The organism is Polaromonas sp. OV174 (assembly GCF_900112285.1).
Classification (GTDB): domain Bacteria; phylum Pseudomonadota; class Gammaproteobacteria; order Burkholderiales; family Burkholderiaceae_C; genus Polaromonas.
The window spans coordinates 209,948-233,746 of sequence record NZ_FOKZ01000001.1 but is presented as its reverse complement, the minus strand read 5'-3'; the positions used below and the strand labels follow the sequence as shown (position 1 = coordinate 233,746).

The following is a 23,799-nucleotide window of genomic DNA, read 5'->3' as shown; positions in this document are numbered from 1 at the left end:
TGAATGGTAGCAGCCGGGCATCAGGCTCAGAGTCCGGCTCATTCTTGACCCCGTTTTCCACTGGGGAAACCTCAGTGAAAAACTAGCTTCTCGCCCCACCTGCGCCATAGCCAGCCACCACGGCAGGCTGGCCGCCGGGCCGCACGGCCACCGCGCAGTACTTGAATTCCGGAATCTTGCCGAAGGGATCCAGCGCCGCATTGGTCATCAGATTGGCCGCCGCCTCGTAGTAAGCAAAAGGAATGAAGACCGCGCCCTGAGGCGTGCCGTCATCGCGCCGAATATGAAGCGCCACCTCGCCCCGGCGCGATTGCACCGTGATCACGTCACCCGCAGCCAGGCCCAGCCTGAGCAGATCGGCCCCACACATGGAGGCGGTGGCCATGGGCTCGATGGCATCGAGCACCTCGGAACGCCGCGTCATGCTGCCGGTGTGCCAATGCTCCAGCTGGCGCCCGGTGATGAGCACAAAGGGGAAGTCGGCATCGGGCCGCTCATTAGCTGGAATGATGTCGGCCGGCACCAGCTTGACACGCCCGTCGGCGGTGTCAAAGCGCTCCATGAACACCGTTGGCGCGCCCGGATCATCGGCACTCAGGCAGGGGTAGGTCACGCTGGATTCACGCTGCAGCCGCTCCCAGCTGATGCCCGAAATCACGGCATGCATGGCCTGGCGCATTTCCTCATACACCGCCGCCACGCCGCTGTGTTCGCCGGCGTAGTTCCAGTTCAAGCCCATCCGTTGTGCGAGCTGCTGGATGATCCACAAGTCAGGCTTGGCGTCGCCCGGCGGCGTCACGGCCTGCTGGCCTAGTTGCACCATGCGGTCGGTGTTGCTGACCGTGCCGGTCTTCTCCGGCCAGGCCGTGGCCGGCAGCACCACATCGGCGAGCCAGGCGGTTTCGGTCATGAAAATGTCCTGCACCACCAGATGCTCCAGACTGGCCAGCGCATGGCGCGCATGGTTCAGATCCGGGTCGCTCATGGCCGGGTTCTCGCCCATGATGTACATGCCGCGAATCTTGTGCGGGTCGCTTTCTGGCGCCAGTATCTTGTGCATGATTTCCACCACGGTGTAGCCGGGCTGATCATCCAAAGGGGTTTGCCAAAAGTCCTCGAACCAGGCATGCACGCCCTGGTTGTCCACGCGCTGGTAGTTGGGGAACATCATGGGGATCAGGCCAGCGTCGCTGGCGCCCTGCACATTGTTCTGGCCGCGCAGCGGGTGCAGGCCGGAGCCGGGCTTGCCGATCTGCCCGGTCACCGTGCTCAGGGCAATCAGGCAGCGCGCATTGTCGGTGCCGTGCACATGCTGGCTCACGCCCATGCCCCACAGAATCATCGCGCCCTTGGCCTTGGCGAATTCACGCGCCACCTCGCGCAGCGTTGCTGCCGGAATGCCGCAAATCGGCGCCATGGCCTCGGGGCTATAGCCCTTAACGTTCTCCTTCAAGGCTTCGAAGTTGCTGGCGCGTTTGGCGATGAAGTCCTGGTCCACCAGGCCTTCGTCAATCACCGTGTAAATCAGCGCGTTAAGCATGGCCACATCCGTGTCGGCCTTGAACTGCAAGGTGCGCCAGGCATGTTTGCCGATGTCGGTGATGCGCGGGTCGGCTAGCACGATCTTGGCGCCGTTCTTGGCGGCGTTTTTCATCCAGGTGGCGGCTACCGGATGGTTGGCCGTCGGGTTCGAACCTATGACAAAAATCAATCCCGCATGCGCCACGTCGTTGACCTGGTTGCTGACCGCGCCCGAGCCCACGCCCTCCAGCAAGGCCGCCACGCTGGAGGCGTGACACAGCCGGGTGCAATGGTCGACGTTGTTGCTGCCAAAGCCGGTGCGCACCAGCTTCTGGAACAAATAAGCCTCTTCGTTGCTGCCCTTGGCCGAACCAAAGCCGGCCAGCGTTTTTTTGCCGTGCGTGTCGCGCAGGCCTTTGAGCGTATCGCCGCTCAACGCCAGCGCCTCTTCCCAGGTCGCTTCGCGGAACACGTCCGACCAGTCGGCCGTGTCACGATTGAGATGCTGCAAGGCCTCGGGGTCTTTGGCCACGCCGGCCCTGCGTATCAAAGGCTTGGTCAGACGCTGCGGGCTGTGGGCGTAGTCAAAACCGAAGCGGCCCTTGACGCATAGGCGGCTGTGGTTGGCCGGGCCATCGCGACCATCGACGCTGACTATTTTGTTGTCCTTCACGTTGTAAGTGAGCAGGCAACCGACGCCGCAGAAGGGGCAGACCGAATCAACCTTCTTGTCGACAACCTGCGAGCCAATTTGCGTTTTGGGCATCAGCGCGCCGGTGGGGCAGGCCTGCACGCATTCGCCGCAGGCCACGCAAGTGCTGTCGCCCATGGGGTCGTTCAGGTCAAACACGATCTCGCTGTGCGCGCCGCGCAGGGCGAAACCGATCACATCGTTGACCTGTTCCTCGCGACAAGCGCGCACGCAGCGATTGCACTGTATGCAGGCGTCCAGGTTGACGGCCATGGCCGGATGCGAGACATCGGCTTTCGGCTGCTCGCGCCGCAAGGCCTTGAGTTCGGGCCGCACGGCCACGTCCATGCGGTCCGCCCATTCGCTCAATTCGCCATGCTGCAACGATTCGTCTTGCTCGTTCCACTTGTAGCCGGTGTCGGGCATGTCGGAGAGCAATAGCTCCAGCACCATCTTCTGGCTCTTGAGAGCGCGCTCGCTGCCGGCCTGCACCTCCATGCCGGCGCTGACGCTGCGGCAGCAGCTGGGCGCCAGCGTGCGCTCACCCTTGATCTCCACCACGCAGGCGCGGCAATTACCGTCGGGGCGCAAGCCGTCCTTGTAGCAAAGGTGGGGAATGTCCACGCCGTGGCGCTGGGCGGCCTTGAAAATGGTTTCGCCTTCGTAGGCGTCAATGGTTTTGCCGTCGAGCGTGAACTCAATGGTTTGGGGCAAGACCTCAATCAGTTTGGCGGGCGCGTTCATGCGGCAGCTCCAATCTCATGCGCGAAATATTTTTGGACGCAACGCACCGGATTCGGCGCGGCCTGTCCCAGGCCGCAGATGGAGGCGTCTGTCATTACGATGTTGAGGTCTTCCAGCGTGTCGTTGTCCCACACAGCGGTTTCCATGAGGCCGGCGGCCTTGGCCGTGCCGACGCGGCAGGGCGTGCACTGGCCGCAGCTTTCGTGCGCGAAGAAGCGCATCATGTTCAAGGCCGCGTCGCGCGCCTTGTCCTGCTGGCCCAGCACGATCACAGCGGCCGAGCCTATGAAGCCGCCATGCGGCTGCAAGGTGTCGAAGTCCAAGGGCACGTTGGCGTGGCTCGCAGGAAAGATGCCGCCCGATGCGCCGCCAGGCAGGTAGGCATACAGCGTGTGGCCGTCCTGCATGCCGCCGCAGTATTCGTCGACCAGTTCCAGCAGGGTGATACCGGCCGGCGCCAGTTTCACGCCCGGGTTTTTCACGCGGCCGCTGACGCTAAAACTGCGCAGCCCCTTGCGGCCGTTGCGGCCAAAGCCGCTAAACCACTGCGGGCCTTTTTCGACGATGTCGCGCACCCAGTACAGGGTCTCGAAATTGTGCTCCAGCGTAGGACGGCCAAACAGCCCCACCTGGGCGATGTAGGGCGGGCGCATGCGCGGCTCGCCGCGTTTTCCCTCAATGCTTTCAATCATGGCGGACTCTTCGCCGCAAATGTAGGCGCCGGCGCCGCGGCGCAGCTCTATCAGCGGCAAATGACAGGGCGGGTTGGCCTGCAGCTTGGCGATTTCGGCTTGCAGCATGGCGCGGCAGTCGTGGTATTCATCGCGCAGATAGATGTAGCAGGCCTGCACGCCCACCACCTGCGCGGCCACCAGCAGGCCCTCCAGAAAGCGGTGCGGATCGCGCTCCAGGTAAACGCGGTCCTTGAAGGTGCCGGGCTCGCCCTCGTCGATGTTCACCGCCATCAGGCGCGGCGCAGGCTGATCGCGCACGATGCGCCATTTGCGCCCGGCGGGAAATCCTGCACCACCGAGTCCGCGCAGGCCGGAATCTTCCATGGCCTTGAGGATGGTCTCGGCCTCTTCCTCGCCATTGACGACGGCGGCCGCCAGGGCGTAGCCGCCGTGGGCGCGGTAGCTGTCGTAATCGGTGTAGGCTGGCGCGCCCTGCCCGGCCGCGTCCGGCAGGCTTTTCTCCGCCCACTCTGACGCTACGAAATTAATAGCTTCCTGCGCATTACCCACCTGGGCTAGAGGCCTATTTGCTTCATAAACAAGGGTTTCAAGCGTGGCAAAGGGCACGGCGCGCTGCTGCACCAGCGCCGCCGGTGCCTGCTCGCAGCGGCCTATGCAGGGGGAGGCGATGACGCGCACATCCGCGTTGCCCAGCAAGGCCGGCAAGCGCGCCAGCAAATCCTGTGCACCGGCCAGCTCACAGCTCAGCCCGTCACAGACGCGCACCGTCAGGCCGGGCACGGCCTCATCACCCTTGACGACTTCAAAGTGGTGATAGAAGGTGGCGACCTCATAGACCTCGGCCATGGGGATGTTCATCTCCTTGGCCAGCGCCACCAGGTGGCGGTCGTGCAGGCAGCGGTAAGCGTCGTTGAGCTTGTGCAGGTGCTCTATCAGCAGGTCGCGCCGGTGACCGGCTTCAGGCTTCAAGCCTATCAGCGCGCGGACTTCGGTTATCGAGGCGTCATCGGCCTGGCGGCCCTTGAGCCGGCTTTTGCGGCGGATACGCTCGCGCATTTCATCGAGGGTGGCAATGGCTATAGGCCTGATTTCAGGCGCCTGGCTGGGATGCATCATCAACGCACTGTCGCCGTCCGCGCGGTCGGCGTCAAATTGAATCGCTGTATGGGCAGATTCAAGCTGTGAATGTGGAGGGCGGGTTCAGGAGGAGCGCTTAAGACTGACTCTTGGCTGTCGAATAGCGAAACTGCCGGCTCCAGACCGGTCACCCCAGGCGTGCCGCCTCTATCGCGGCGATGTCGATCTTTTTCATGGTCATCATTGCGTCGAAAGCGCGCTTGGCCGCCGCATGATCGGGGCCGGCTATCGCCGCGGTGAGGACGCGCGGGGTAATCTGCCATGACAATCCCCACCGGTCCTTGCACCAGCCGCACTCGCTTTCCTGCCCGCCATTGCTGACGATGGCGTTCCACAAGCGGTCGGTTTCGGCCTGGTCGTCGGTCGCGATTTGAAAAGAAAAGGCTTCGCTGTGCTTGAAGTGGGGGCCACCGTTCAGCCCGATGCAGGGGATGCCGGCGACGGTGAACTCGACCGTCAGGACATCGCCCTGCTTGCCATCGGGATAGTCGCCCGGTGCGCGGAGGATGGCGCCGACAGCGCTGTCGGGGAAGGTTTCGGCATAAAAGTTGGCGGCGTCAAAGGCGTCGCGCTCGTACCACAGACAGATTGTGTTCTTGCTCGTCATTTCGTATCTCCTACAGAGTTGAGCACCCGGCATTCGCCATTGTCCAAACAACTCCAATCGTACGCATCGCGGGGCCTCGGTTTGTGGGATGGGACTGATGCTGTTGTAAGGATTCGCCGATGCTCCTCAGGTCGGGATCGACGCAGGACGCGAGCAACCATGGGCGAACTCTCAATACCGTAGGCCAAGTTACCCATTACCTCGTCGGCGGGACTACAGCCCCAGACGCAGAAGCTGGAACAAAGAAGAATTTCGAAAGCTCTGCTTTGAGGAGGGAATCAATTTTGAGGAGACTTGGGTGTTTATCTCCGCGCATCCCGATGTAGTTTTTAGGCACCTCGCGCAGTGCATTCAGAAGCCGCGCCGATGATGGATTTTTTGCAATCCGAATCACTGACGGTAACGCTTGGATGGTTCGAGAGATGAACCAAAGGCGACTTCGGGACCATTATTGGCCGTCCCGACCGACCGTTGACTGGCGAGTCAACCATGAATATTCAACATCCAGAAAGCCACCGCTGACGAGTACCCGCACACGCACATCGCCATATTCTGACCCTCGTCAGGCCTGCGCGCTGAACGACTCGTCGTAGGAGACCGTGCCGCATGGCATGGCGGCGCCGAAAGACAGGGCCTGGAAGTACTCGGGTGGAACGTTCGGGAGGACAAGGCCGGACTCAGCCCGAAAGCCGAAACGGCCGTAATAGCCAGGCTCGCCGAGAACGACGCAACCCGAGGCTCCGCTTTCGCGCAGCGCGCGCAGGGCTTCGCCCATGAGGCGTGAACCGACCCCTTGGCCTTGATAAGCCGGCGTCACTGAAATGGGGCCGAGACCGTACCAGCCCGAAGTCCCGTCCGAGATGGAGACCGGCGATACGGCCACATGGCCAACAACCACCTCACCAACCTCTGCGACCAGAGAGATCGTCAATTTTCCGGCCTTGCGCAGTGCCTTGACGATGAATTGCTCGGTATGGTCTGTATGGGGCACGGCCAAGAATGCTGCGGTCGTCACGGCGTCTATGGCTTCCACGTCATTAGCCACCTCTTTTCGAATCTCGATGTTCATTGAATTCCTTTGCTGCGGGTTGACCATGGCCGTAGATTGTGGCTTTGTCGGATTCTGGCTGGGCATAAACCGATTGAATCCGCCCCGCTTGCCGGCGAGTGGCGTCAGCCGACAATCCTGCGCCAGCCTATTTGCACAGACCAAGAATCCGTTCCTGCTGCGGACAGGCCTTCACCGCTGGTGACTTCACCGGTGTTCCCGGCTTGGTTTCTCCTGCGATGCAGGCGCGGATCTCACGCGCCGTCGGGGCATAGTAGAACCATCCGCGACCGAGATCGGGCAGCGCCAGCTCAACCTCACGCCACTTCGGGTGTCCTTTTTCCTGCAGAGACTGGAAGTTCTGGCACAGCGAACGCGCCAAATTCCGCAGGTGGCTCTCGGTGTCCTTCAGCTGGAAATCGTAGGTGACGAGAAAGGCCTTGACGGCCAGCCCCGGGAGATCCGCCGTCAGCAGGTTGGGGTAATTGCTGGCACGCACAGTGGCTGCAAAATAGGTCTTGAGCGCCGCTTCGCTGGAGGCATGGTTGGGGTCAAACTTGAGCAGCTTGATCAATTTGCGCGACTCGGGCTTCATGTCAACCAGCAGTTTGGCGGGTTGACCGGCGACGACGGCGACCACGTCAATCGTCTTGTCCGTCACCAGTTTGGCCAGCGCCTCTTCGTTGGAAAGAAAGCTCGCCTTGGCGTCCGGCATGGGCTCGCCAAACATCAGGCGGTAAAGCGTTGCCGACGTCAGCGCCGTGCCGCTTCCTGACTCGCCCGCATTGATCCTTGCATTCTTGATCTCGTGGATAAAGTTACGCTCCGAATCGGCCCGCACGATGAAGTAGATCTCCTCGTTATAGAGCGGCATGATCACCCGCAGCGGCCGGATCATGGCTCTGGCCTCCGCGTTGCCGCCAGCGGCGATGTCGAGAAAGGACTGGTAGACGTCTGACTGCACCAAGGCCAGTTTGACGCCCGGCTCGTAGCGCAGGCGCCTGACATTTTCCGCCGATCCGGCCGACGGCTGAGCGTCGAGCTTGATGTCCGCCGACGGCGCCACAAACTGAGCAAGATCCTGCCCGATCTTGATATAGGTTCCCCGCGCGGAAGCGGTGACGATTTTGTATTCCACCGCAGCGACCGCTGCCGGGGCGTGGCAGAGCATCCCCGCCATCAGCAGCGTGCTCAATATGAGGTTTTTCATACTAGTGCCTCTCCTGTTGTGTATCCGGATTGCAGAGCCCGAGCGTTGCGACGGCTGGCGGACATTTTTCATCGATAGGCCGGTCGTGGCGGGCCTTCACCTCGGCATCGGTCACCGGCAATGGGCGCGCAGCCGCTGCGGCATCAGCGCTGGGTGGCGCAAGCGATGGCGTTTTTTCAAGTTCAAGCGTAGCGGTCGCGGGTTGTTGCACGGTGCCCTGGGCTTGCAACTTGGGCGCGCTGGACAGGTCGGTGACCGCCTGCCTTTCGCCCTGTTGCTGGTCCTGTTTCTGGCCCTGCGTGCGCGCGAGCTGCACAGGCTTCCCTTGATATAAATAGACGGACACCAGCGCTGCCGCCAACACGAGCAACAAGGCCAAAATGACGGCAAGAGGTAGCCTGCGTCGCGGCTTGGTCACGGTCGCGGTCGCAGCCGTTTCGGATGCGAGCATGTCATCCACAGGCTGCGGTTCAGGCGGCGAGTAGCTCAGCCCAGGGTGCGGGTGCGCAACCTCCTGGCCCGCGGCTCCGGCCTCGTCCAATGTTGAATAAGCGAACGCTTTTTCAGGGATCGTTGGCGCGAGCAAGGGGTTAAGCCCCGCTGCCGCAGGCAGAGGGAATTCGGCGCCGCACTTGTAGCACTTCCTCGCGGATCGGCTGTCAATCGCTCCGCATCGTTCGCAAGGTTGCAGGTTCAACTGCCCGCCACAATCGTTACAGAAAATTGCACCGGCCGGGTTGAGATGCTGGCAGAAAAGACACTTGAGACTGGGCATCGACGTCATCCCGAGTAGGTGACCTTCAATTAGTCAGCGAAGTTGCGTCCAAACGATAAGGAATCAGGATCGGTATTCATCAGAGCCCATGCCCATCCAAATGTCAACTCATCGGGCAGCGGGGGAATTACTCCTCTTTGCTTCATCCGATCTGTCGTCCTGACCGGTGACAGGCGGGTGACTCAGGGCTTGAGTGAGCCGCTGTGCTGCGCCGCATGCTGCAGCCAGCGTGCCTCTTGGGCCAGCGCCAGCGCCGCCTCCAGCGCCCGCGAAGCGCGGGAGTTGGCCAGGTGGATAAAGCCCACGGGCGTCACCATTTCCGGAGCCACCAGCGGCAAGGCTTCGAGCTCGCCCTGGCTGCGCACCGCGCCGACCAGCGCGCCGGGCAGCACGCTGCAGACATCGCTGGCCAGCACGCTCAGGGCCAGGGTCAGCACCGAATTGGTTTCCATGACCGGCTGGACGGTGGCGCCCACGGCGGCAAAAGCGCGGTCCACCAGGCTGCGGTTGTGCATCTCGGGTGTCAGCAGGCACAGAGGCTTTTGCGCGGCGTCCAGCCAGCGCATGGCCGCGCCAATGTGCAGTTTTGCACCCTTGGCATGGGCGGCATTTTTCCGGCGGCGCACCAGAAAATAATGCTCGGCGTATTGCGGCAGCACGGCGAAGTGGCCGGCCTGGGCCAGCCGGTCGGTGAACCCCAGCGCCAGATCCAGCGAAAGATTGTCCAGACCCTCTTCAATCTCCTGCGAGCTCAGGGAGCGCACCACCGGCGCGATGCCCGGATGCGCGGCCTGCAGCATGGCGGCAAAGCGCGCAGCCACCGGCACCGCCGTCGGCACCACCCCCAGTTGCAAGCGGCCGCGCGGCTGGTCGGCGCTGCTGGCGAGCTCCTGCTGCAGCAGCACATGCTCATGCAGCATGCGCCGGGCGCTGGCCAGCACGCGTTCGCCTTCGGGCGTCAGGCCGGCGTAGCTGCGGGCGCGCTTGACGATGGGCGTGCCGAATTCCTTTTCCAGCGCCCGCAAGGCGTTGGACAGCGCCGGCTGGGTGATGTGGCAGGCCTGCGCCGCCCGCGCGAAATGTCTGTGCTCACTCAGGGCGACCAGGTAGCGCAGTGATGTCAGCAGATTCATCCGCGTGGCCTAAAGGCTGGGCCCTGTGTCAGGTGTTTTTCGAAATCGTGATGGTCGGGAACTTGGCCGAAAAGTCTTTCGCCTTGGCCGCCACCGTGATCGCCATCTTGCGTGCTACCGCCTTGTAAATGGCTGCCACATCGCCGTCGGGATCGGCCACCACCGTGGGTCGGCCGTTGTCGGCCTGCAGGCGGATCTGCATGTCCAGCGGCAGCGCGCCCAGGTAGTCCATCTTGTAGTCGGCGGCCATTTTTTTGCCGCCGCCTTCGCCAAAAATATGCTCGGCGTGGCCGCAATTGCTGCAGATATGCACCGCCATGTTTTCGACGATGCCCAGAATCGGCACACCGACCTTCTCGAACATCTTGATGCCTTTTTTGGCGTCCAGCAGCGCGATGTCCTGCGGCGTGGTGACAATGACGGCACCCGTCATGGGCACGCGCTGGCTCAATGTGAGCTGGATGTCGCCGGTGCCCGGCGGCATGTCAACAATCAGGTAGTCCAGGTCTTTCCAGTTGGTCTGGCGCAGCAGCTGCTCCAGCGCCTGGGTGGCCATGGGGCCGCGCCAGATCATGGCCTCGTCCTGGGCCACCAGAAAGCCTATGGACATGACCTGGATGCCGTAGTTTTCCATGGGCTCCATGTTTTTGCCGTCAATGCTCTCGGGCCGGCCTTCTATGCCCATCATCATGGGCTGGCTGGGGCCGTAGATATCGGCATCGAGCAAGCCGACGCTGGCGCCTTCGGCAGCCAGGGCCAGCGCCAGATTGACGGCGGTGGTGCTTTTGCCCACGCCGCCCTTGCCGGAGGCCACGGCGATGATGTTCTTCACATTGGGCAGCAGCTGCACGCCGCGCTGCACGCTGTGGCTGGCGATCTTGCTGATGACGTTGACCGACACATTGCCGACACCGGCTACGCCCTTGGCGGCAGCAATCAGGCTCTTGCGAAAGCCCGGAATCTGGCTCTTGGCGGGGTAGCCCAGCTCCACCTCGAACGACACCTCGTCGCCGCTGATTTGCAGGTTCTTCAAGGCCTTGGTGCTGACAAAGTCCTTGCCCGTGTTGGGATCTAGAACGCTTTGCAGCGCATTCAAAATTGCCTGTTGCTCTACAGCCATCTGGGGAGTCTCCGATTAAATCTGACAAGGCAGGCCGGTGCTTTTTGCATGCTGCGGCTGCCGCTGGGGTTGTCTGGAAGTCTAACGCCGCGGCGCCAGTCATGGGGTCATGGGGACTTGCCAAGGGGCCGTCTGGGCCGAACGACTTAAAATCGCGGGTTAGCCCTCTAAAGCCTTAAAGACCTTCATATGTCCCAGCGCCGCCTGTTTGTCACCACCGCCCTTCCCTACGCCAACGGCAATTTCCACATTGGCCACATCATGGAGTACATCCAGGCCGATATCTGGGTGCGCTTTCAGCGAATGCAGGGCAACGAGGTGAACTTCTGCGGCGCCGACGACGCCCACGGCGCGCCCATCATGATTGCCGCCGAAAAAGCCGGCAAGACGCCGCAGCAATTCGTCGCCGACATCGCGGCCGGCCGCCAGCCCTATTTGGACGGCTTTCACATCAGCTTTGACAACTGGAGCTGCACCGATTCGCCGGAAAACCACGAGTTGGCGCGGCAGATTTACCGCGACCTGCGTGACAACCCGGATGGCTCGCTGATCGAGAGCAAGACCATTGAGCAGTTCTTTGACCCCGAAAAGAACATGTTCCTGCCCGATCGTTTCATCAAGGGCGAATGCCCCAAATGCCACAGCAAGGATCAGTACGGCGACAACTGCGAAGTCTGCAGCGCGGTCTATGCCCCGACCGACCTGATCAACCCGTTTTCCGCCCTGTCGGGCGCGGTGCCGGTGCTGAAAAGCTCGGAGCATCTCTTCTTCAAGCTCTCTGATCCGCGCTGCGTCGAGTTCCTGCAGCAGTGGACGCAAGGACCAGATGAGTCCGGCAAGCCTCGGCTGCAGCCCGAGGTGGCCAACAAGGTCAAGGAGTGGTTCTCGGTGCGCACCAACCCCGACGGCAGCACCTCCGAGGGCCTGGGCGACTGGGACATCAGCCGCGACGCGCCTTACTTCGGCATCGAAATTCCCGACGCGCCGGGCAAATACTTTTATGTCTGGCTGGACGCACCGGTCGGCTACCTGGCGTCGCTGAAAAACCTGCTGGAAAAACGCGGCCAGAGCTATGACGACTACATGGCCCAGCCCGGCCTGGAGCAGTACCACTTCATCGGCAAGGACATCGTCACCTTCCACACCCTGTTCTGGCCCGCCATGCTGCATTTCAGCGGCCGCAAGACGCCCGACAACATCTTTGTGCACGGCTTCCTCACGGTGAACAACGGCGAGAAGATGAGCAAGAGCCGCGGTACCGGCCTGGACCCGCTCAAGTACCTGAGCCTGGGCATGAACCCCGAATGGCTGCGCTACTACCTGGCGGCCAAGCTCAATGCCCGCAACGAAGACCTCGACTTCAATGCCGACGACTTCATGGCACGCGTCAACAGCGACCTGGTGGGCAAGTTCATCAACATCGCCAGCCGCGCCGCCGGCTTCATCGCCAAGCGCTTTGACGGCAAGCTGGGCGAGGTCTCAAGCGACGGCGTGACACTGCTGGCCAGCCTGCGCGCCCAGTCGGCCACCATAGCGCAGCTCTATGAAAGCCGCGAATACGCCAAGGCCCAGCGCGAAGTCATGCTGCTGGCCGACCAGGTCAACGCCTACGTGGACCAGAACAAGCCCTGGGAACTCGCCAAGAAGGAAGGCATGGAAGCGCGCCTGCATGACGTCTGCAGTGTCTGCATCGAGGCCTTCCGCCTGCTGACGCTCTACCTCAAGCCGGTGCTGCCAGCGCTGGCCACCCAGGTGGAAGCCTTTTTGAACATCTCCCCGCTGTGCTTTGCCGACGCCGCCAGCAGCCTGGGCAACGGCCACCTGATTGGCGATTACAAACACCTCATGCAGCGTGTCGACGCCAAGCAGCTTGAAGCATTGTTTGAGCCTCCAGCGCCCGTCGCCACTGCGGAATCAGCTACCGAAACCATAGCACCAGGCGGCGAAGACATTGCCCCCACCATCACCATCGACGACTTTGCCAAAGTCGATTTGCGCATCGCCAAAATCGTCAACTGCGAAGCCGTGGAGGGCTCGACCAAGCTGCTGCGCCTGACCCTGGACGCTGGCGAAGGCCACATGCGCAATGTCTTCAGCGGCATCGCCTCGGTTTACAAACCCGAAGACCTGATCGGCAAACACACGGTCATGGTGGCCAATCTGGCGCCGCGCAAGATGAAGTTCGGTATCAGCGAAGGCATGGTGCTGGCCGCCAGCCACGCCGACGAAAAAGCCCAACCCGGCATTTATGTGCTGGAGCCGGTGCCGGGTGCCACACCCGGCATGCGGATTCACTAAACCGGCGCTTCAGCGGGCGCCGTGTCCTTGGCATCGGGCCAGCGGACAAAGCGCAGCGCCGTGCCCGGGCGGGCAGCCAGCTCGTCCAGCACGGCCTCCAGTAGCAGCAGCAAGTGGGTGGCATCGGCCACCTGGAACGGCGCCTCGGCCACCGCCAGCTTGAACTGCAGCGCCGTCTTGAACGGCAGCCCCGGGATATCGGCCAGGCCGTGGGCGATCAGGCGCTGCCCTATGGTGCTCAGTTGCTCATGCGTGACGCGCCCCTGCAGCAGCAGCACAAAATCGCCGTCGCGATGCCGCGCCACGGTATCGCCCTCCTGGGCCACGCCGGTGATGCAGTCGCCGGCATGCACTTCGGCGTTTTGCGCCCCCTCCATGCCATATTCCTGGCGAATGCTGGCGGCATTGCTGATGCGAATCAGCAGCACCGCACCGACGGCCGGATCGTACTGCTGACGCTGCAGTAGCTGGGCCAGCCGTTGCAACAGCACCCTGTGGCTGGCCACGCCGGTCAGCGGGTCGACCCGGGTCAGGGAGCCAACCCGCAGCTGGTTGTTGCGCCTCTCGTGGCTACGAAAATACAGGGCAATCAGCAGCAGGGGAAGCTCAAGGGCCGCGCCTATCTGCACGCCATATTGGGTGGCCGCGCTCATGGGCGACAGACTCAGCATGCGCAGCACCGGAAAGGTCGAGCCGCCCACCAGGCAGACCACGGCCGCCAGCACCCACAAGCCCACCCTGGGCCTGCGCCGTGCGTACCAAGCCGCGACACCTATCCAGCTCAGCATGCTGGCCACGTAGTACGGCGTTGAATAAATCACCAAAAAATGCCGGCCTACCGTGACAAAAGCCAGCGCCACCAGAGCGCCCAGCAAGGCCATGAGCAGCAGCCAGCGGGACAACCAGGGCACATCGCGGTTCACGATGAGTTGGCGCAACACGAGATGCAGCATGGCGGCGCCAAGCAGCGTCAGCGTGACCGGTGCGTGGTCGTTCAACCAGGCATTGGCCGGCCAGAGGTATTCACCGCCCAGCCCCATCAAGGACAGCTGGCCCAGGGCCACCAGCAGCACATAAGCGGCATACAGGAGATGAACCCGGTCAGACCAGGCGAAGGCCTGAATCGCGCTGATCAGCGCCATCAGCAGCACCAGGCCGATATATATGCCCAGCAGCAGATGTGTTTGCTTGCTGACTTCCTGAAAACTGTCCGGCTCGGAAAGCGTCCAGTACAGGCTGAGCGGATAGCTGTGAATCACGCGCAGATAACTGGGCTGGCTTTCCCCGGGCATGAGCACCAGCTCGAAGGCTGGATAGAGGTTTCGCACCGGCCATTGGGCCACGGGAATCAGGTCGCCCGAGCGTTGCACCTGCCACTGTGCGACGCCGTTTGCTGGCGGGATGGGGCGGTACAGATCGACGCCGTCCATATTGGGGTGCGGCACCGACAGCAGCAGCGGCGTGGGCGATGCCACCGCAGGCAGCTTGAGCTGAAACCAGAGCACACGCCCGCCGCCAGTGGGCATGATCTCGCCAAGGGCGAAACGCCGACCTTGGCCCGCCGCAAACTGGGCGCGAACCTGCTCAAACGTCATTTGGCCCGACGCATCCACCAGCACCCAGCCCTCGCCCCGGGTGCCTTGCAATGGATGGGTATCGCGCCCCAGGGCAATGAGTTGCGGCTCCAGCGTTTCAGCCCCTGTGCCGGCGGCCTGCGCAAACGCGCTGCCATGCAGCAGCAAGCCAAGCAGGCCGGCCGCAAGACAGGCTGAAAATACGCGAACCAAATGCCAAAAACCGCGCAAAACGTTCCCCAATAACAACTGCTTACCGGCAAAAAAGAGCCCAAAACCAACCCAAAATCAGCCCCAAGCCTCGCCTCGCCAGGTGACACAGGCCTGACGCCTTAACTTTACACCTCGAAAACAATGTAACGAACATCTACGTGTCCAACAAGCTTGCCATCTGCGGGGCCAGGCCTCTGGCCGGCGGGGGCCCAGGGTGCACAATGACCGCTCATGCCATTACCCGACTATCTCGCAGCGTTTCGCCCCCGCCTGCCGTCTGCGCTGAGCGGCTACACCCGTGAACGACTTTGGAAGGATGCCGGCGCTGGCCTGACCGTGGGCATTGTGGCCTTGCCGTTGGCCATGGCCTTTGCGATTGCCTCCGGGCTCAAACCCGAAGCCGGCATCTGGACCGCCATCATTGCCGGCGCCTTGATCGCGCTGCTGGGCGGCTCGGCGGTGCAGATAGGCGGGCCGGCGGGCGCCTTTATCGTCATCGTCTATGGCATTCTTGAGCGCTACGGCCTGGCCAACTTGCTGATTTCCACGGCCTGCGCCGGCGTGTTGCTGTTTTTGCTGGGCTTTTTCAAGCTCGGCGTGCTGGTGCGCTATGTGCCCATCAGCATCGTGGTGGGCTTTACCAACGGCATTGCGGTGCTGATCGCGCTGTCGCAAATCAAGGACTTGCTGGGCTTGAGCATCGCCAAAATGCCGGCCGATTTCTTCTCACAGCTGGGCGCCATTGGCGAACACATCGACACGCTCAACCTCTACGCGCTCGGTCTGGGCCTGGCCTGCCTGCTCGGCCTGCTGCTCTGGCAGCGGCTGTTTGACACCGCAACGCGCCAGGCCAGCCCCTTCACCGCACGCCTGGCCCAGCTGCTTCAGGCCGGCAAGGGCTTGCCGCTCAAGCGCGCCACGCACCTGGCCTCGCGCCTGCCCGGCCCCATGGTGGCGCTGCTCACGCTGACGCTCTTGGCCTATCTGCTGCACTTGCCGGTGGAAACCATAGGCACGCGCTTTGGCGGCATTCCACGCGCCCTGCCCGACTTTGCATTGCCGGATTTCTCTTGGGCGACGGTCAGGCTGTTGCTGGCACCCACCATCACGATTGCCTTGCTGGGCGCGGTCGAGTCGCTGCTGTGCGCGCGCGTCGCCGACCAGATCTCGGGCCTGCCCCGGCACGACCCCAACCAGGAGCTGATGGCCCAGGGCCTGGCCAATTTTGTCGTGCCGTTTTTTGGCGGCATGCCGGCCACCGGCACGATTGCCCGCACCGTGACCAATGTGCGGGCCGGCGCCACCTCGCCGATTGCCGGCCTGGTGCATTCGCTCACCTTGGTGGCGGTGGTACTGGTGGCGGCGCCGCTGGCCGTGCATGTGCCGCTGGCGGTGCTGGCCGGCATCTTGCTGTACGTGGCCTGGAACATGGGCGAGTGGCGCGAGTTCGCCAGGCTGCGGCGCGCCAGCAGCCACCACCGGCTCATCATGCTGGGAACGTTTTTGCTGACGGTGATTTTTGACCTGACCGTGGCCCTGCAGGTCGGCCTGATCCTGGCCTGCGTGCTGTTTGTGCGGCGCATGAGCTCGCTGTTCCAGGTGGTGGAAACCTCGCGCAGCGCGGACGCGGTCAGCTTTGAGCTCTATGGCTCGCTGTTTTTTGGCGCGGTGGCCAAGCTGGACCCGATTCTGACGGCGGTGGAAAACGCGCCACAAGGGCTGCGGGTGCGGCTGGATCTGCAGTCGCTGCAGTCACTCGATGTCTCGGGGCTGGATGTGCTGGAACAACTGCACAAGGCCATCGTGGCGCGCGGCGGCCGTCTGGTGCTGGCCGGGCTCAATGCGCAGCCCAAGGCCAAGATGGAACGTTCCGGCTTTCTGGCCAAGGTTGAGTCACTATAAAAATAGTAGCTAGTACCGCCCAGCCATCAAGGGCTACGGCCATATTTTTCTTGAATTTTCGGCTTAGAGCCACTAACAAAACCCAGCGCAGCGGTCCTGGCTAGGCGTGTCGCCGCAGACAGTGCTGCAGCACGGCAAGACGGCACAACGACGCCAGGAGGGTTTTGCTAGCGGCTCTTAGCGATTGCCGCCCTTGGGGCTGATGCTTTCCTCATCCACCGACATCGTGGCGGTCACGCGCCAGTCCGGGTCAAACACCACGGTGAATATCCTGGCGGTGGACGGCGGGCTGAGATAGCGCCAGTCGTAATGCGTTTCCTGCTTCTGCGCATAGGGCGTTATCTTCATCGGTTTGCCCAGCATTTTTCGCACCTGCTCCATGGACATGCCGGGCAGCACCTTGGCAAAGTTCTGCGGATTCAAGACCTGGCGCAGCGCGCTCATCTTGCCGTCAGGGCCAATGGTGATCATGTAATTGACCTGGCCTTGCGGCTGGCGGTTGTATTCCAAGGTGCGGGCGCCGGCTGCGGCCGCCGCGCCGGGCAGCGGCAGCGAAGCCATGTCGGCCGCTTCCCAGATTTTCTCCGGCTCGCCAAAGCGGGCCCGCACATCGGCCTCGGTGGACACGCCCTCCTCCAGCTCGGCAATGCGCTGCGAGTCGCAGCCCAGCAAGCCCAACACCAATGACAACAGTCCCATACAGACAAACGTCCTGAGTAAATAAGCCAATGAAAAATCCACGGATGGGCGTAACAGCAAGTGCAAGGCAGTCCCCCGGTAAAATCAGCACACTATACGTTTAAGGCAGTTTAGACCCATGTCCATTTTTCGCCGTCCCGACTACACCTCGGAAGTCACCCAGTTCATTGAACAGCTCAAAACCAACAAGCCCACACTGGAAGCCGAGCAGCGCGCCGGCCGTGCCCTGCTGTGGGACAAAAAGCTGAGCCTGAGCGAGCAGGCCGAGTACAGCGAAGCCCGCGTGCCGCAGCAGCCCTATGTCTACGGCACCAGCAGCCACCCCAACGGAAAATAAGATAAAAAAGGCCTGCAACCCATACAGGTCGGTCGTTAGAAGCTATATTTTTAATAGCAACTATTGACCCAGCCTGGCCCAAACCGCAGCCTTCATGTCCCACACCACCTTCCCGCCAGCGCCCCAGGAGCTGCCACCGGCCGTCGAATCGGAGCTGTCTGCCGACCTGCCGACGCTGATTGACCAGATCGCCCTGGCCCGCCTGTATGGCGAGCCGCTGTTTGCCATGCCGCAGGATTTGTACATCCCTCCGGACGCGCTGCAGGTGTTTCTGGAGGCCTTTGAAGGCCCGCTGGACTTGCTGCTCTACCTGATACGCAAGCAGAACTTCAACATTCTGGACATCCCGATGGCGGCGGTGACGCGCCAATACCTGACCTATGTCGATGAAATCCGCGCCACCAACCTGGAGCTGGCGGCCGAATATCTGCTGATGGCGGCGATGCTGATCGAGATCAAGTCGCGCATGCTGCTGCCGCCCAAAAAGACCGCCGAAGGCGAAGAGGCCGAAGACCCGCGCGCCGAGCTGGTGCGCCGCCTGCTGGTCTACGAGCAGATCAAGCTGGCCGCCCGGCAGCTCAATGAGGTGCCGCAATACGGGCGCGACTTCCTGCGCGCGCAAGTCCATGTGGAACAGGCGCTGGTGCCGCGCTTTCCCGATGTCCACCTGGTCGATCTGCAGGAAGCCTGGCAGGCCATCGTCAAGCGCGCCAAGCTGGTCCAGCACCATGTCATCTCCAGGGAAGAACTCTCGGTGCGCGAGCACATGAGCATCGTGCTGCGCAAGCTGCAGGGCCGCAAGTTCCTGGAATTCGAAGAGTTGTTTGACACCTCGCGCGGCATGCCGGTGCTGGTCGTCACCTTTATTGCCATGCTTGAGCTGGCCAAGGAATGCCTGCTTGAAATCACCCAGGCCGAGTCCTTTGCGCCGATTTACGTGCGCCTGGCCTATACACCGACCTGACCTGACCCGGCCGCCACGCCAACCCTTTTTTCGGACCTCCCTGCCATGACCCGTTTGCCAGCTCCGGCACAACTCAATTTTGATGTCCTCATCATTGGCAGCGGCCTGGCCGGCCTGACCGCCGCCCTGTTGCTGGCCCCCACGCACCGCGTGGCACTGTTGACCAAGCGCGAGCTCAGCGACGGCTCCAGCGGCTGGGCCCAGGGCGGCATGGCCGCCGTGCTGGCCGAAGGCGACACGCTGGAGCAGCACGTCAGCGACACCTTGATTGCCGGCGCCGGACTGTGCGATGCGGCCGCCGTGCGCGCCGTGGTCGAAGGCGCACCCGAGGCCATCGCCTGGCTGCGCGCGCTCGGCGTACCCTTTTCGGAAGACAGCGACAAGCCCGGCGAGCTGCACCTGACGCGCGAAGGCGGCCACAGCCAGCGCCGCATCGTGCATGCCACCGACGCCACCGGCGCCGCCGTGCAGCGCACCTTGCTTGAGCAACTGCGGCGCACAGCCAACATCACGGTGTTCGAGCACCACATGCTGGTCGACCTGATCACCGACCGCCAGCTCAAGCGCGAGGGCAAGCAATGCCACGGCGCCCATGTGCTGGACGTGGCCAGCGGCCGGGTTCGCACCTTCAGCGCCGGCCACACCATTTTGGCCACCGGCGGCGCCGGCAAGGTCTATCTGTACTCGACCAACCCCGACACCGCCACCGGCGACGGCATTGCCAGCGCCTGGCGCGCCGGTTGCCGCGTCAGCAACATGGAGTTCATCCAGTTCCACCCGACCTGTCTGTACCACCCGCACGCCAAGTCCTTCCTGATCAGCGAAGCGGTGCGCGGCGAAGGCGGCCAGCTGCTGCTGCCGCCCGAGGCCGGTGGCACGCGCTTCATGCCGGCGCACGATGCGCGCGCCGAACTGGCGCCGCGCGACGTGGTGGCCAGGGCGATTGACTTCGAGATGAAAAAGCACGGCGTGGACTGCGTCTACCTGGACATCTCGCACCAGAGCCCGGCCTTCCTGCAAGAGCATTTCCCCAACATCCTGCAGCGCTGCGCCGAGCTCGGCATAGACATCACAAGCCAAGCGATTCCGGTGGTGCCCGCCGCCCATTACACCTGCGGCGGCGTGCTGACCGACCTGGCCGGGCGCACCGACCTGAGCGGCCTGTATGCGATTGGCGAAACCGCCTGCACCGGCCTGCACGGCGCCAACCGACTGGCCAGCAATTCGCTGGTCGAATGCGTGGTGCTGGCGCGTGCCACCCATGACGCGATTCAGGCACAGGAAGCGGCGCCCTCCTCCCAAACCAGCGCAGCCGGCCGCGTCACCGAGCTGCCCGCCTGGGACGAAAGCCAGGTCACCGATGCCGACGAGGCCGTGGTGATCTCGCACAACTGGGACGAGCTGCGCCGCTTCATGTGGAACTATGTCGGCATCGTGCGCACCAGCAAACGGCTGGAGCGCGCCGCCCACCGCATTGCCCTGCTGGACGCGGAAATCCAGGAGTTTTACGCCCATTTCCGCGTGACACGCGATTTGCTGGAGCTGCGCAATTTGTTGCAGGTGGCAGACCTGATCGTGCGGTCGGCGCAAGGCCGGCATGAAAGCCGCGGTCTGCATTTCAGCCGCGACTATCCCGTACTGGCCCCGCAGGCGCTGCCTACCGTGCTGGCGCCAGCCGTGGCTTAGTCAACTATTACCAGGAGAGCCCACATGCCCCATCTGATCGTCGAATACTCGAACAACCTGACTGGCTTGCCGCAGGCACAGTTACTTCAGGAACTCAACCAGGCCGTGGCCAGCAGCCCCGAAGTGCTGAACGAAACCGATCTGAAAACCCGCCTGCTGGCCGTGGAACATTTTGAAATCGGCACCGCGCCCACAGCCCGCGCCTTCGTGCACGCCCAGTTGCGCCTGCTGTCGGGCCGTACGCCCGAGGTCAAAAAAGATCTGGCCGCACGCATTGCCGCCGTGCTGCGCCGCCTGACACCCAAGCCCGAAGGCGTGATGGTGCAGCTGAGCGTGGAGCTGGTGGACATGGACCGGGGCTCCTACGTAAAAGAGCGGCTGTAGTCGGCCAGAAATCGGCCATAAGCCGCCACCCCGCCGCACGCCTTCACCGTTTTGCTGCCGCTCCAGGCCAGGGCCAAATCCTGGAAAATGGAGGGCAGTCCACCTTTATTGATAAAGAAAATAGCCATGACCGAAACCACCCCATCCCCTGCCCTGCCCGATCGCCTGTCGGTTGACCCCCGCAGCCCCCATCACGTCGCTGCCGTTTTCGAGCGCGACGTGGGTATTCGCCTGAACGACAAGGAGCTTCTCAATGTCGAGGAGTACTGCATCAGCGAAGGCTGGGTCAAGGTGCCCGCAGGCAAGACGGTGGATCGCAAGGGTCATCCGCTGCTGATCAAGCTCAAGGGCAAGGTCGAGGCTTTTTACCGTTAATTGACCTGCGGTGAAGTCCGGCTCAGAACTTTGGAAAGCGTATGCGGCTGACCATCAATGAGCCGGACAGTGCGAACAACAGCACCAGCGGGTGCAGGGTGAAGCCGCCCAACAACCACTTGCCAAACCACAAAGACTCATGCAGCGCGCCTTGCCAGGCCGCGATAAACATCACCAGGACCAGCAACAAGGACGTGGGGATGGGCGTTCCCTCGAAGTATTTCACCTTGTCCTTGCCGCCGGACAGCGACTCCGCCGTCACGTTGTAGCGCGCCAGACGCGAGACGCCACAGGCCACAAAACAGATCAGGACAATACGGTCGTACAAGCCCTGCATGCCGCAGCCATAGGCAATCACCACCGGGGCCACGCCAAAGGAAATGACGTCGGCCAGAGAATCAAGCTCGCGCCCCATGGCCGAGGTTTTCTGCCGCCAGCGGGCAATCCGGCCATCCAGTACATCGAAGATAAAAGCCGCCAAGACCAGGCCGCACGCGAAGTAGACATGCATGACATCCTCCACCTGGAGGTAGGTCATCATGGAAAACAGGGCCCCGGTTCCGCAGACCGCATTGGCCAGCGTGAACCAGTCGGCCAGGTGGAACTCCCGAATCATCGAGAAGGGTTTGTTCAGTTTAGGTAAGCTCATGGCAGACAGCGTACCCTAGTTTTCCCCAAACAATGTCAGCTGGCGGGCACAGGCGGGCGCCCGATTTCCTGTGCACCAGGCAGCGGTTTCAAGCTCGGTCAAATTTCAAATTCGCCCGCACTTGCCCGCCTGCCTTAAGCGTGCCGGGTGCTCAAAGACCCAGCAGCCGGGTCGCATTCCCGTGCAAGATTTTGTCCATGGCCGGGGCCGGGATAGGCAGACCGGTAAACCACTTGGTGTACTCAACCATGGGGGCCATGGGATAAGCCGTGCCGAACAGGAAACGATCCTGGAGAAAGCCCCGGGCTGCCGCCAGATACTCTTGCATGCCCGGCAAGGCCTCGTTCAGGTACATGTCCGGGCTGACCCAGATATTGGGGCGCCGAAACGCCACATGAATAATCTCCTGCACATGCGGCCAGTTGCCGTGTGTCGCCACGATCTGGAGCTTGGGAAAATCAGCCGCCACCCGGTCAATATGCTCCGGGTTGCTGTAGGTGATGTCCGGACCCGCATTGCCGCCCGTCATGATCAGCACGACCACACCGGCCGCCTCACAGCGCTCATACAGCGGGTACAGGATGCGATCGTCCGCGTAGAGCGGTTGCCCCCACACGCCGGGCTCCAGATTGAGAACCCGCATGCCCAGATCCAGCATTTCCTGATACTGCTCCAACATGCCGCGCACAGTCTGGCTCTCGATGGAGCCGACCGGATGAAATTTGCCCGGATGCTGCTTGGCCAACAAGGCCACGTCCGAGTTGGACACCGCGCCCAGCAGTGTGGTGTTGCGGCCGACGCAGACGCCCATCTTGATGCCGGCTTCTTCGGCTTCCTTGAAATACAGCTCCATGGACTGCGCTTCTGCCGAGGGTGCCGGCTCGTAGCCGATCTGCCGGGTAAAGCGGTCGCGAATATCCGGGCGGGTGTAGATGCGTGCGTTCAGGAACGACAGGGCCGGCGGACGGGTACGGAAATCGATGATATTGGACAACTTATTTCTCCTTGTTTACTGTTTCGGAATTTTTGCGATTTTGATCATTTCGGCCCAGGACTTGATTTCCCGGTCGATGTAGGGGCTGAATTGAGCCGCATCCATGATGGCGGGTTCCACCCCCAGTGTGGCCATTTTTGGCACCAGACTCGGATCACTCATGGATTTCGCCAGCGCTTTGCTGAGCGTGTCCTGGATGGCTTTGGGGGTGTTCGCCGGAGCCATCACGCCATACCAGCTGGTAAAGGAATAACCCGGATAGATTTTGGCCAATGCCGGCACGTCTTGCATCAGGGCCGAACCGTCCGCCGGCGTCACCGCCAGGGCACGCAGCCCGCCCCCCTTGAGTTGCGCCAATGCGGTGCCGAAATCCACGAAAGTGAAGTCAATCTGACCGCCCAACATGTCGATGACAGCGTTGGGAATCCCTTTGTAGGGAACATCGGTGGTTGCTATCTTGGCATGGTGCGCCAAGGTCGCCAGCGCAATCTGCGCCCCTGGCGAGCCATAGGCCGCGTTCAGTTGTCCGGGCTTTGAGCGGGCCAGCGCGACCAGGTCCGAGACGGATTTGACAGGGCTGTCCGACTTGACCATCAACACCATGCCGGTGGAGGCGACGCGCCCCAGCGCCACAAAGTCATTCGGTTTATAGGGTGGATCCTTGAGCAGGCTGTAGTTCATGGCCTGTATCGCAGCCGAGGTCACCAGCAGGGTGTAGCCGTCCGGCGCCGCTTTGGCCACTTGAGAGGCAGCAATGGTGCCGGAGGCGCCTGCCTTGTTTTCCACGATAAATGCACCACCGAGCTGCGTGGTGAGTTGTTGCGCCACCATTCGCGCCACCAGGTCGGTTTGTGAGCCAGCGGGAAACGGCACGATCAGCTTGACCGGTCGCTCCGGATAAGCCGCAGCCATAGCCATAGTGCAAGCACTGGTGAACAGTAAACCCAGCAGGGTTTTTACAAGTGACCTCATTTCAATATCTCCTCTAGGTTGAGTTGCCTGATCCGGAAAAATAATTACGAATTGTCGTGACGCTCGGTCAT

General features: G+C 62.3%; 21 protein-coding genes. 7 read left to right on the top strand and 14 right to left on the bottom strand.

Annotation, left to right across the window (positions count from 1 at the left end):
• Positions 1 to 82 precede the first annotated feature (82 nt).
• The 8 genes from fdhF to apbC all read right to left on the bottom strand — a co-directional run bounded on the left by fdhF (position 83) and on the right by apbC (position 10,681).
• Positions 83 to 2,956, bottom strand: coding sequence for a formate dehydrogenase subunit alpha (gene fdhF / locus BM160_RS01130; RefSeq protein WP_091999063.1), 2,874 nt, complete (start codon positions 2,954 to 2,956; stop codon positions 83 to 85).
• Positions 2,953 to 4,764: an NADH-ubiquinone oxidoreductase-F iron-sulfur binding region domain-containing protein gene (locus BM160_RS01125; protein ID WP_218156570.1), complete on the bottom strand. Its 1,812-nt coding sequence runs from the start codon at positions 4,762 to 4,764 to the stop codon at positions 2,953 to 2,955. Before BM160_RS01125 ends, fdhF begins: the two co-directional genes overlap by 4 nt.
• A 151-nt stretch (positions 4,765 to 4,915) precedes the next feature.
• On the bottom strand, positions 4,916 to 5,395 hold the full coding sequence (locus BM160_RS01120) for a VOC family protein (RefSeq protein ID WP_091999060.1): 480 nt from the start codon (positions 5,393 to 5,395) through the stop codon (positions 4,916 to 4,918).
• 562 nt (positions 5,396 to 5,957) lie between these two features.
• Positions 5,958 to 6,464, bottom strand: a complete 507-nt coding sequence (locus BM160_RS01115; protein WP_091999057.1) for a GNAT family N-acetyltransferase — start codon at positions 6,462 to 6,464, stop codon at positions 5,958 to 5,960.
• Positions 6,465 to 6,591: 127 nt separating this feature from the next.
• Entirely contained in the window at positions 6,592 to 7,653 is a 1,062-nt protein-coding gene (locus BM160_RS01110; protein WP_091999053.1) for a TAXI family TRAP transporter solute-binding subunit, read from the bottom strand.
• Between the two features lies 1 nt (position 7,654).
• Positions 7,655 to 8,428: a zinc ribbon domain-containing protein gene (locus BM160_RS01105; protein WP_177218872.1), complete on the bottom strand. Its 774-nt coding sequence runs from the start codon at positions 8,426 to 8,428 to the stop codon at positions 7,655 to 7,657.
• 182 nt (positions 8,429 to 8,610) lie between these two features.
• Positions 8,611 to 9,561 (bottom strand): LysR substrate-binding domain-containing protein, encoded by a 951-nt coding sequence (locus BM160_RS01100; RefSeq protein ID WP_091999047.1) that lies wholly within the window; start codon positions 9,559 to 9,561, stop codon positions 8,611 to 8,613.
• A 28-nt stretch (positions 9,562 to 9,589) separates the two neighbouring features.
• Entirely contained in the window at positions 9,590 to 10,681 is a 1,092-nt protein-coding gene (apbC, locus tag BM160_RS01095; RefSeq protein ID WP_091999044.1) for an iron-sulfur cluster carrier protein ApbC, read from the bottom strand.
• 189 nt (positions 10,682 to 10,870) lie between these two features.
• On the opposite strand from apbC, the gene metG reads away from it, so the two are divergent.
• Positions 10,871 to 12,979 carry a methionine--tRNA ligase gene (gene metG / locus BM160_RS01090; protein WP_091999041.1) on the top strand — a complete coding sequence of 703 codons (2,109 nt, stop codon included), beginning with the start codon at positions 10,871 to 10,873 and terminating at the stop codon, positions 12,977 to 12,979.
• Here the strand turns inward: metG and BM160_RS01085 are convergent.
• On the bottom strand, positions 12,976 to 14,796 hold the full coding sequence (locus BM160_RS01085; protein ID WP_255368516.1) for a sensor domain-containing diguanylate cyclase: 1,821 nt from the start codon (positions 14,794 to 14,796) through the stop codon (positions 12,976 to 12,978). The genes metG and BM160_RS01085 overlap by 4 nt on opposite strands.
• A 201-nt stretch (positions 14,797 to 14,997) precedes the next feature.
• On the opposite strand from BM160_RS01085, the gene BM160_RS01080 reads away from it, so the two are divergent.
• Complete coding sequence (locus BM160_RS01080) at positions 14,998 to 16,668, top strand: SulP family inorganic anion transporter (RefSeq protein ID WP_091999035.1); 1,671 nt, start codon at positions 14,998 to 15,000, stop codon at positions 16,666 to 16,668.
• Between the two features lie 177 nt (positions 16,669 to 16,845).
• On the opposite strand, the gene bamE is transcribed toward BM160_RS01080, so the two are convergent.
• On the bottom strand, positions 16,846 to 17,367 hold the full coding sequence (bamE, locus tag BM160_RS01075) for an outer membrane protein assembly factor BamE domain-containing protein (RefSeq protein ID WP_091999032.1): 522 nt from the start codon (positions 17,365 to 17,367) through the stop codon (positions 16,846 to 16,848).
• A gap of 118 nt (positions 17,368 to 17,485) precedes the next feature.
• On the opposite strand from bamE, the gene BM160_RS01070 reads away from it, so the two are divergent.
• The 4 genes from BM160_RS01070 to BM160_RS01055 all read left to right on the top strand — a co-directional run bounded on the left by BM160_RS01070 (position 17,486) and on the right by BM160_RS01055 (position 20,738).
• Entirely contained in the window at positions 17,486 to 17,704 is a 219-nt protein-coding gene (locus BM160_RS01070) for a DUF3460 family protein (RefSeq protein ID WP_091999029.1), read from the top strand.
• Between the two features lie 94 nt (positions 17,705 to 17,798).
• Entirely contained in the window at positions 17,799 to 18,668 is an 870-nt protein-coding gene (locus BM160_RS01065) for a segregation and condensation protein A (protein ID WP_091999025.1), read from the top strand.
• Between the two features lie 45 nt (positions 18,669 to 18,713).
• Positions 18,714 to 20,354 carry an L-aspartate oxidase gene (nadB, locus tag BM160_RS01060; protein WP_091999021.1) on the top strand — a complete coding sequence of 547 codons (1,641 nt, stop codon included), beginning with the start codon at positions 18,714 to 18,716 and terminating at the stop codon, positions 20,352 to 20,354.
• Positions 20,355 to 20,378: 24 nt separating this feature from the next.
• Complete coding sequence (locus BM160_RS01055; RefSeq protein ID WP_091999018.1) at positions 20,379 to 20,738, top strand: 5-carboxymethyl-2-hydroxymuconate Delta-isomerase; 360 nt, start codon at positions 20,379 to 20,381, stop codon at positions 20,736 to 20,738.
• Here BM160_RS01055 and BM160_RS22475 read toward each other — a convergent pair.
• A complete protein-coding gene (locus BM160_RS22475) occupies positions 20,717 to 20,866 on the bottom strand; it encodes a hypothetical protein (protein WP_177218871.1) in 150 nt (49 codons plus the stop codon). The genes BM160_RS01055 and BM160_RS22475 overlap by 22 nt on opposite strands.
• Here BM160_RS22475 and BM160_RS01050 point away from each other — a divergent pair.
• A complete protein-coding gene (locus tag BM160_RS01050; protein WP_091999015.1) occupies positions 20,865 to 21,113 on the top strand; it encodes a DUF3297 family protein in 249 nt (82 codons plus the stop codon). The genes BM160_RS22475 and BM160_RS01050 overlap by 2 nt on opposite strands.
• A 22-nt stretch (positions 21,114 to 21,135) precedes the next feature.
• On the opposite strand, the gene pssA is transcribed toward BM160_RS01050, so the two are convergent.
• The 3 genes from pssA to BM160_RS01035 form a co-directional block, all read right to left on the bottom strand.
• Positions 21,136 to 21,762 (bottom strand): CDP-diacylglycerol--serine O-phosphatidyltransferase, encoded by a 627-nt coding sequence (gene pssA, locus BM160_RS01045; protein WP_091999012.1) that lies wholly within the window; start codon positions 21,760 to 21,762, stop codon positions 21,136 to 21,138.
• A 151-nt stretch (positions 21,763 to 21,913) separates the two neighbouring features.
• Positions 21,914 to 22,756 carry an amidohydrolase family protein gene (locus tag BM160_RS01040; RefSeq protein WP_255368515.1) on the bottom strand — a complete coding sequence of 281 codons (843 nt, stop codon included), beginning with the start codon at positions 22,754 to 22,756 and terminating at the stop codon, positions 21,914 to 21,916.
• Positions 22,757 to 22,771: 15 nt separating this feature from the next.
• Complete coding sequence (locus tag BM160_RS01035; protein ID WP_177218870.1) at positions 22,772 to 23,728, bottom strand: Bug family tripartite tricarboxylate transporter substrate binding protein; 957 nt, start codon at positions 23,726 to 23,728, stop codon at positions 22,772 to 22,774.
• Positions 23,729 to 23,799 lie beyond the last annotated feature (71 nt).

Coding starts and splice junctions, on each gene's coding strand:
- BM160_RS01120 (WP_091999060.1), bottom strand. CDS start 5,395: ATGACGAGCAAGAACACAATCTGTCTGTGGTACGAGCGCGACGCCTTT.
- BM160_RS22475 (WP_177218871.1), bottom strand. CDS start 20,866: ATGGCTATTTTCTTTATCAATAAAGGTGGACTGCCCTCCATTTTCCAG.
- BM160_RS01055 (WP_091999018.1), top strand. CDS start 20,379: ATGCCCCATCTGATCGTCGAATACTCGAACAACCTGACTGGCTTGCCG.
- fdhF (WP_091999063.1), bottom strand. CDS start 2,956: ATGAACGCGCCCGCCAAACTGATTGAGGTCTTGCCCCAAACCATTGAG.
- BM160_RS01070 (WP_091999029.1), top strand. CDS start 17,486: ATGTCCATTTTTCGCCGTCCCGACTACACCTCGGAAGTCACCCAGTTC.
- BM160_RS01080 (WP_091999035.1), top strand. CDS start 14,998: ATGCCATTACCCGACTATCTCGCAGCGTTTCGCCCCCGCCTGCCGTCT.
- BM160_RS01100 (WP_091999047.1), bottom strand. CDS start 9,561: ATGAATCTGCTGACATCACTGCGCTACCTGGTCGCCCTGAGTGAGCAC.
- BM160_RS01035 (WP_177218870.1), bottom strand. CDS start 23,728: ATGAGGTCACTTGTAAAAACCCTGCTGGGTTTACTGTTCACCAGTGCT.
- BM160_RS01125 (WP_218156570.1), bottom strand. CDS start 4,764: ATGCATCCCAGCCAGGCGCCTGAAATCAGGCCTATAGCCATTGCCACC.
- nadB (WP_091999021.1), top strand. CDS start 18,714: ATGACCCGTTTGCCAGCTCCGGCACAACTCAATTTTGATGTCCTCATC.
- pssA (WP_091999012.1), bottom strand. CDS start 21,762: ATGAGCTTACCTAAACTGAACAAACCCTTCTCGATGATTCGGGAGTTC.
- bamE (WP_091999032.1), bottom strand. CDS start 17,367: ATGGGACTGTTGTCATTGGTGTTGGGCTTGCTGGGCTGCGACTCGCAG.
- BM160_RS01065 (WP_091999025.1), top strand. CDS start 17,799: ATGTCCCACACCACCTTCCCGCCAGCGCCCCAGGAGCTGCCACCGGCC.
- BM160_RS01115 (WP_091999057.1), bottom strand. CDS start 6,464: ATGAACATCGAGATTCGAAAAGAGGTGGCTAATGACGTGGAAGCCATA.
- metG (WP_091999041.1), top strand. CDS start 10,871: ATGTCCCAGCGCCGCCTGTTTGTCACCACCGCCCTTCCCTACGCCAAC.
- BM160_RS01110 (WP_091999053.1), bottom strand. CDS start 7,653: ATGAAAAACCTCATATTGAGCACGCTGCTGATGGCGGGGATGCTCTGC.
- BM160_RS01105 (WP_177218872.1), bottom strand. CDS start 8,428: ATGCCCAGTCTCAAGTGTCTTTTCTGCCAGCATCTCAACCCGGCCGGT.
- apbC (WP_091999044.1), bottom strand. CDS start 10,681: ATGGCTGTAGAGCAACAGGCAATTTTGAATGCGCTGCAAAGCGTTCTA.
- BM160_RS01050 (WP_091999015.1), top strand. CDS start 20,865: ATGACCGAAACCACCCCATCCCCTGCCCTGCCCGATCGCCTGTCGGTT.